11 protein-coding genes are annotated in these 7497 nt (G+C 41.3%); 2 read left to right on the top strand and 9 right to left on the bottom strand.

Annotation, left to right across the window (positions count from 1 at the left end; genetic code table 11):
- Nucleotides 1–53 precede the first annotated feature (53 nt).
- From Q338_RS05735 to Q338_RS05705, 9 genes are all read right to left on the bottom strand, one after another.
- Nucleotides 54–1052, bottom strand: coding sequence for a site-specific integrase (locus tag Q338_RS05735; protein ID WP_156961043.1), 999 nt, complete (start codon nt 1050–1052; stop codon nt 54–56).
- Nucleotides 992–1339, bottom strand: coding sequence for a helix-turn-helix domain-containing protein (locus Q338_RS14050; RefSeq protein WP_084693545.1), 348 nt, complete (start codon nt 1337–1339; stop codon nt 992–994). Before Q338_RS14050 ends, Q338_RS05735 begins: the two co-directional genes overlap by 61 nt.
- The gene (locus Q338_RS05730; RefSeq protein ID WP_034292940.1) at nt 1336–1560 is read right to left on the bottom strand and encodes a hypothetical protein; all 225 of its coding nucleotides are present in this window, start codon (nt 1558–1560) and stop codon (nt 1336–1338) included. Before Q338_RS05730 ends, Q338_RS14050 begins: the two co-directional genes overlap by 4 nt.
- Before the next feature lie 60 nt (nt 1561–1620).
- Nucleotides 1621–2064, bottom strand: a complete 444-nt coding sequence (locus Q338_RS05725) for a hypothetical protein (protein ID WP_034292939.1) — start codon at nt 2062–2064, stop codon at nt 1621–1623.
- Nucleotides 2045–2800 carry a P-loop NTPase family protein gene (locus Q338_RS05720; protein ID WP_034292938.1) on the bottom strand — a complete coding sequence of 252 codons (756 nt, stop codon included), beginning with the start codon at nt 2798–2800 and terminating at the stop codon, nt 2045–2047. The genes Q338_RS05725 and Q338_RS05720 overlap by 20 nt, the downstream gene beginning before the upstream one ends.
- Nucleotides 2801–2895: 95 nt before the next feature.
- Nucleotides 2896–3471 carry a TrbM/KikA/MpfK family conjugal transfer protein gene (locus Q338_RS05715; RefSeq protein WP_034292937.1) on the bottom strand — a complete coding sequence of 192 codons (576 nt, stop codon included), beginning with the start codon at nt 3469–3471 and terminating at the stop codon, nt 2896–2898.
- 34 nt (nt 3472–3505) lie between these two features.
- Nucleotides 3506–3661 carry a hypothetical protein gene (locus tag Q338_RS14415; RefSeq protein ID WP_156961042.1) on the bottom strand — a complete coding sequence of 52 codons (156 nt, stop codon included), beginning with the start codon at nt 3659–3661 and terminating at the stop codon, nt 3506–3508.
- Between the two features lie 82 nt (nt 3662–3743).
- Nucleotides 3744–4175 carry a hypothetical protein gene (locus tag Q338_RS05710; protein WP_034292935.1) on the bottom strand — a complete coding sequence of 144 codons (432 nt, stop codon included), beginning with the start codon at nt 4173–4175 and terminating at the stop codon, nt 3744–3746.
- 574 nt (nt 4176–4749) lie between these two features.
- Nucleotides 4750–5361 carry an XRE family transcriptional regulator gene (locus Q338_RS05705; protein WP_034292933.1) on the bottom strand — a complete coding sequence of 204 codons (612 nt, stop codon included), beginning with the start codon at nt 5359–5361 and terminating at the stop codon, nt 4750–4752.
- Between the two features lie 131 nt (nt 5362–5492).
- On the opposite strand from Q338_RS05705, the gene Q338_RS05700 reads away from it, so the two are divergent.
- Nucleotides 5493–5696: a helix-turn-helix domain-containing protein gene (locus Q338_RS05700; RefSeq protein WP_034292931.1), complete on the top strand. Its 204-nt coding sequence runs from the start codon at nt 5493–5495 to the stop codon at nt 5694–5696.
- Nucleotides 5697–5787: 91 nt separating this feature from the next.
- Nucleotides 5788–7455, top strand: a complete 1668-nt coding sequence (locus Q338_RS05695) for a DUF927 domain-containing protein (protein ID WP_034292930.1) — start codon at nt 5788–5790, stop codon at nt 7453–7455.
- The last annotated feature ends 42 nt before the right edge of the window (nt 7456–7497 follow it).

Below are 7497 nucleotides of genomic sequence, written 5' to 3'. Positions count from 1 at the left end.
CGGACTTTTAATCCGTTGGTCGAGCGTTCGAATCGCTCACGACCCACCAAATTTTACAAGCCTAAACAGTTGTTTAGGCTTTTTTCTTTGCTATCCAAATTGTCGGATTTTTTGGACTGTGTCCAAATTGTGTCCCAATTTAACAGCAAATTATCCGCGTGGTCTTGCAAGTGTTGTGATGAAAGATGTGCGTATTTCTGCACCATTTCCAAACTTTCCCAACCGCCCATTTCTTTCAGAGCCAAAAGCGGTACGCCACTTTGCACCAACCAACTTGCCCAAGTATGCCGCAAGTCATGCCATTTGAAATTACTAATTCCAGCTTCTTTCAAGCCTTTTTTCCAAATACGATGACTGACCGCTTTTACAGGTTGCCCTTTGCTGTTATTAAAAACAAAAGGCGTGGTTCTCTGTCGGACTGCCAAAACCTGCAATGCCACCTGATTAAGCGGTACGCCCAAAGCCTGACTGTTTTTGGTCTCATCAGGATAAATCCATGCGATACGCCGTTTCAAATCAATCTGTTCCCATTTTAAATTCAACACATTACTCTTTCGCAAACCTGTTGCCAGCGAAAAAATAATCATGTGCTGCATATAGGGCAAATTTTCAAAGGCATGAATCAATTTTTGGGCTTCCTGCGGTTTGAGCCAGCGAATGCGTTTTTTCGGCTCTTTGTACAATGTGAGTTTGGGAGCTTTACTCAACCAATCCCATTCATTCACGCATTTGTTCAAAATGGAACGAATTAACGCCAAATAGCGGTTTTTGGTGCTATTACTACATGGTAAATCGCCTACTACTTTCATAATGGTTTTGCGGTCTAAATCTTGCAAATACCGACCACGCAAGGCGGTTAATTGCCGAATGCGACAAATATCGTCTTCAATACTCTTTTTGTCTTGTTTCTCCTTAATCCATTTGGCTGCGGCTTCGTCCCATAAATGTTTTGGCAGCACACCTAAACGCTGTTGCTGCCAAATTTCATGTTCTAACTGTACTCTGTACGCTTGGGCTTTCGCCTTGTCGCTGGTGCCAGTAGAGCGTCTAATTCGCTGATTGCCTGCTCTGATGTCAAGATACCAAATGCCGTCTCTTTGATAGAGACCTTTGTTTTTACTTTGCTTTTTTGACATTGTTGTTCACTCCGTTGTTGAAGTGATGTCTGTACGACATCATTTTCAAGTGATTGAAGAAACTCGTCAAGTTTCGCCTGACGAATACAATAGGCGCGCCCGATTTTTGCTGCAACCAGTTTTCCTGCTCTGATGTATTCGCGTAGGGTTTCTGGGTGGCAATGGGCGAGTTTGGCAGCTTCGGTTACGGTGTAGGTTTTCATGGTTTTTCCTGTTTAGGTAGCCTATTAAGGATATATTCCACGCCATCAGCACAACGATAGTGTGATTTTCTAACTGATATATCCTGTTTAATTAGTTGGCATTTTTCTATAATTTCAACTTCTTTTTGGCTTGGAGTAATCCATGCAATCAGCGAAACTATTATGGAAAGTGCTATGGCAAAACCTAATATAATCCCAAACCCGTTTTCATCTTTATCCATATTAATTTTCCTTTTGAACAAAATTCAGGCAGCCTGAAAAAATCCAAACTGCCCGAGCCATTACAAAATCAATGACGCAATCAACACACCCACCTGTACCACCAGCAAAATCATCATCAAGCGAAAGGTGCGTGTTTCCAAGTTTTTGAACAAATCCACCGACATTTCACTAAATTGGTCTTGAATGCGCTTGCTGACTTGGGCAAACAATTTGCTTTCGTTTTCAGCCAGCGTTTGTGTGTTGGTATGCAAAATTTCCTGAATAACCAAATTTTTTTGTTGGCTGAATGCGTCCGCCGAGCCGACAATCGCATTGGCTTTTTTCGTCAATTCATCAAGGAAAAATTGCTGTTGGGCTTCGTGTTGCGCGACCAGTTCCGCCATTTCGCGGCGTTGAATTAACATCATTGCAACAATCGGGTCATCTGCCGATACCTTACAACCTGTTAATTCAAATACCGAGACAATAATTTTTTGGATTTCATCATTCTGTTGTGGGTTCATGATGAATTTCCGCATCGGTTAATGGTAGGGCATCTAATTGTTCAAAAACATATTCTTTGAATTTTTTGAGCCGATTTTTTGCCATAATTCGGAAATCGGGGGAGGTTTTCACTTCTTCAAAGGTCAAATTGAGCGATGTCATTTGAGCAATGTCTTGTCCGTAGGTATCCGCCGAAAAACTTTCCAGCTTCACAACACCCAAAATATCATCTTGATATTGTTGGTAAATGCCAAATTTTTCAAATGATTTGCCGTCTTGCTCCACTTTGCCGTTGTGTTCGTTGAGCCAAATCACAAATTCCGCGTTAATGGTTTGCAAACTTTGGTTCAAGCCTTTCAAGCATTCATTCAAGGCTTGTCCACCTGTTACAGGAATATGCACGACAAGGCGGACATTGTTTTCAGCCAGCATATCCGCCACATCGTTTTCCGCCATGTATGACATTAAGGGAACGAATGTTGCCGCTCCATTGTCCACCACCGCGATACCGTCCAAATTCAACAAATCTTCCAGCAAATCATCAAAAAAGCGTGTGTTGATGTTGTTGTCTTCGGTCAGAATGTTCACGACTTTGGGATTTAAAGCCTGATAGTGGCTGAAAGTCGGATTAACTGGGTCGGTATCGTAGCAATGCAATTCTGCTGTTTTGGGTTGCAAATATTGGGCAATAAAACTACTGATTAAAGATTTCCCCACACCGCCCTTGCCTTGTGCTACCATGTGAACTTCTTGCATAAGATTATCCTTATGTGAAAGCCCCTTATGTGCCGATAAGGGGCTATTTGTTTATCAAAAAAAGAATGTTTGAGAATATTCAGGCAGCCTGAAAATTATTTCACGTCCACCCAGCGACCGCCTTGTTTTTCCGTACCCACAAAACGGATTTTGTCGCCTGTAGTCGTCCATTCGTGATTGAAGTATGCCGAACAATAGGACGGCAACGCATTACGAACATACGATTTTGTTACCCACGAACAACTGTTACTGTGCCGACTAATGCGTGTACACTCTTGTACGCGATAGGTTGCCATCATTACGCGGTTGAGTTCAGTCGCATCACAACGCCCTGCGCCATTCGCCAACGCATCAATCAGTTTGGGCATATTCGGCTCATTGCTGGACGGACACAATTTCAGGAAATCTTTACGCGCTGAAATCGTTTTGTGTGGTTTTTTAAATTTGATGGAAAAATAGCGTCTCAAAGAAGAAGCGCATTCGCTCGGACGCTCGCCACTAGACAAGCACAAAACCGCTTCACACGCTAAACGTTTATCCCCAGTCAGTAAATCGCCTGAAGCCATTGGAAGAGGCGTAGCCGATTGTGGTAATGGGTTAGCTGATGCGACCATCGGCGCAAAAAAAGTGGCAGAAACCACAGTCGCTGCCAGCAAGTTTTTCATTTTCATGATAAAACACTCCTGAAAGTAGGTTGGTTAAACTTCAATTCCCTTGATTTTCCTTGATAAGGATTTTCAAGGTACAAACGTCATCATCTAGTTTCTCCAGTAATTCATCAAAACCAGAGTTGCCACCATATAATTCACGCAATTCCAGTAAATTATCTGAAATTCTTTCCAATAGTTTGATTTTATTCATATTTAATCCTTTTTGGGAATATGGTTACACACTCAAGCCAACTCAATCAAAACCAACGAATTAGCTTGGATTTGCAACCATTTCAGGCAGCCTTAAACACTTTTTCATCAGAAAAATAAGTGTTCGGATAGCGGCGATAAATACTTTTCCGCAAACGCTCATACGCTGCTCGCACATTTGGCAATTTACGTTTTTTCTTACTTCCGACCATTTCTAGCGTTGCCTGACCGCGCCCATTTTTCGGCGGACGGCATACGGCAATCACTTCAACAAGACCGTTACGCTCGCGTACCAATGTGATGATTTCCTTGTTCAAATCATCATAGGTAATTTTGTCGTAGTTGCCAGTCAAGCTGTCCACGCTAAATTGCGCGTGTGCCAACGCGGTTTCGCGGCTCATGCCATTTGCCAGCATTTTTTTGAACTGTTTGTGAATGTGATTGCGCTGCTCTTTATATTTGGTAGCAGCAATTGGGCGCAAAATACGCGCCAAATTTTGATTTATCTTTTTCATGGTAAATCCTTAATTTTTTTAATTTTGTTTTGTAACTGTCCGACCATTTCAGGTTGCCTAAAAAAGCACAACTGAAATAATCGGACAGCACAAAAATATGATGAAAATGAATTGAAATTGCTTCAAAAAAGCAAATAAAGAACAGACAATGTTTCATCGCGGAGCATGGCTCAACGCTGCCTGAAACCTTGTATTCGCTTATCCATACTGCCGATAGCGTTAGAACAATTCCGTAGATATGTTCCAGCATTGGGAATACGTCCCAATTAAACAAGATACGTTCAAATTGCCGCCTAATTCACGGACGCACAACGCGCTACCCGTATGCACGGACATTTCAACTGCTTGGGGCTGATTGAATGCAGCCTGTAACCCAATCACACGACTTACTTTCTGAAATCAATCAGGGAAGTTGGGTTACTTGCGTTACTGAATTGTTAAAGAACCGTTAATTACTTCAATAATTGAATATTAGCAATCTAATTAAGTTGTGTCAATTAGAATTTTAATAATTTGGCAAAAAAAAATATTGGTGTGGGAAAAGCACACCAATATTTTTAAATGGAGCATAAAATTAATTAAAAGAGTTGTCCCCTCCACGCCATACAACCCGACCTAAAATCTCATCGCCAATATTTTCAAACACATCTGAATAGCGTGTTTTATCTAAATTATCACTCCGATAAATCCAACGTTGAGATGAATCTAAAATTAATCTTCTGATGATGATTGTTCCACTCGTCCGTTTAATTACAAAAATCCCATTTTCCTGTTTATTGGTCTCCAAACGATTGAAGACAACATCATCAAAAGTAGTAATGGTGGGCGACATACTTTCATCATTTGCTTTCATAAATTCTAAATATTCACAATCCCAATTTTTTGATACACAAAGGCTTTTCTTTAATGCGATACCACTAGCAGTATTGGTAACAAAATCCGAACTGGTTTGCGTATCGGCTGATTTGGTTAATTCACTTGGGGGATTTTTACCATATAGCAGCCATTCAGGACTAACGCCTAATGCAAATGCCAAGTCCACAATTTTTCCTGACCCCTGACTTAATCCTAATTCAATTTGTGCGATTGTCCCCTGACTGACTTTTGCTCTTTTGGCTAATGCTGATTGGCTTAATTCTAATTCGGTGCGGCGTTCTTTTACACGCTCTGCGAAATTTGTACCCATGATGATTTATCCTATTTTTTGATAAATCATCAAGTCTAAATGTTTGTGCAATTATTTTTTTACTTGAATTTTATTAGTTTTCTAATTAAAATCGTGCTTATTTAAGCACAGCAACACAAGGATTGATACAAATGGATTGGTCTAAAATCATTCAAGATATTCAAAACATTGGAATGACACAGAAAGAAATAGCGGAATTTTGTAATTGTTCACAAGGCACAATTTCACAAATCAAAAACCGTTATGGCAAAAAGGACAATGCCCAAATTTCCGTATCGTATGAAATTGGAACGGCATTAAAAAATCTCCATGACACAAGGGTTTTGGAGAAATAAATAAAGTCCTTTGGCGGCAACCAAAGGACTTTTAAGTAGCCAGCAATACAAATTTGCTGCCCGTTAAACTTACGAATAATTATACCACAACATGAGCCATAATCAATATTTTGAAGTTAATCCGCAGGGGGTATTTTGTACGCCAATCAAAGATAACGTACCGCAAGCCCCTATCCGTTTGTCGGATTGCATAGAAATCATTGGGCGCGGTTTGGACGAATACAAAAATCACTATCGCGTTATCCAATGGACTGACCCAATTACCTATCAAAAAGAAAAAGCGGTTTTGAGCATGGGCGAAATCGGCACGTCTGCAAGCTGGCTGAATTTGCAATCAAAGGGTATCGCCATTTTGTCAGGCAAACGCAAACGTGAGCTTTTGTCAGACTATTTGCAAACAGAATGCGATGGTGCGCCTGAATTTATCGTTTGCAATAAAGCTGGCTGGAATGCCGATAAATCCGCTTATATTCTGCCAAATGGCGACATTATCAGTAAAAATCACTCAATTCAACAAGCCATTTATAACGGCGATACGAGCCAATCCCACGCCTATACCGTTTCAGGCAGCCTGAACGAGTGGAAAGAGCAAATCGGCAAATACATGAGCGACAATAGCCGTTTGTGTTTAGCAATCGGCACAGCGTTAGCCGCTCCGCTTTTGTATTTGACTGGCGAACAAAACGGCGGTTTTCACATCTATGGCGATAGCTCGGACGGTAAAACCACCGTTGCCAAAGTTGGGTTGAGTGTGTGGGGTAATCCTCAAATTTTGGCGTTGTCGTGGCGCGGTACAGATTTGGGCTTTTCCAATGCCGCTTTAACGCGCAATGATAATTTTTTGGTACTGGACGAAATCGGCGAAGCCAACGCGCAAACCATTTCTAAAACCGCTTACTCCGTCATCAATGGCAAATCTAAAATTCAAGCCAATAAAGACGGTGGCAACCGCCCACAATCGGAATGGCGGATTTTGCTGTTTTCCACAGGCGAATACGCCTTAAACAGCTATATTGAGAAAAACGGTGGTACTTGGGAAGCAGGTCAGGCGGTACGTTTACCAAGTATCCCAGCTTCAACGGTACATGGTGTTTTTGAAAACTTGCATGGTTTCAAAAATGGTGCGGAGTTGTCCAATCATTTGCAAGATGTGGTTGAACGGCAGTATGGCACAGTTGGACGCGCTTGGTTAAGCATTTTGAACAGTACAAGCACCCAAAGAATACGCGAAATTCAAGCTGAATTTTTGGCTCGGCTACCTGATGAATTACATCAAGGGCAAGTTGGACGCGTTGCTAAACGCTTTTCATTGGTGGCAACAGCGTTGGAAATGTCGCGTTCTATCACAGGTATTCAACAAGGTATGGGTATGTTAATGGTGCAAAAGTGCTTTGATGATTGGCTCAACCGAACAGGGGCTGGTAAACAGGAAGATTTGAAAATCATCAAGAAAATGGCGGACTTCATGCAACTGAACGCGGATAATGGGCGTTTTGCTCAATGGGACGCAAAAACCACATCGCCACACCATGCAGGGTATTTCAGGGAAGTAGATTATGGCAAGAGTACCCAATATTGGATAGTTCCTGCGGTATTTGAACAGGAAATTTTTCAGGGCATTGATGTTCAAAAAGCGTGTCAGGTTTTGTGTGATTTGGGGTGGTTGAAACGATTAGATGAAAAGCGTTGGAAACACCAAAAACGTGATAAAGGGCGTTTTTATGTTATCAATGGAATTGAAATTCCTGAAAAAACATAAATTTATAAAAAAGTCGTCAAATCTAGCTTAAAGATTTGGCGA

This window comes from Alysiella crassa DSM 2578 (assembly GCF_000745955.1).
Classification (GTDB): Bacteria; Pseudomonadota; Gammaproteobacteria; order Burkholderiales; family Neisseriaceae; genus Simonsiella; species Simonsiella crassa.
The sequence above is the reverse complement of the archived record's forward strand: the minus strand, read 5'-3'. Positions and strand labels throughout refer to the sequence as shown.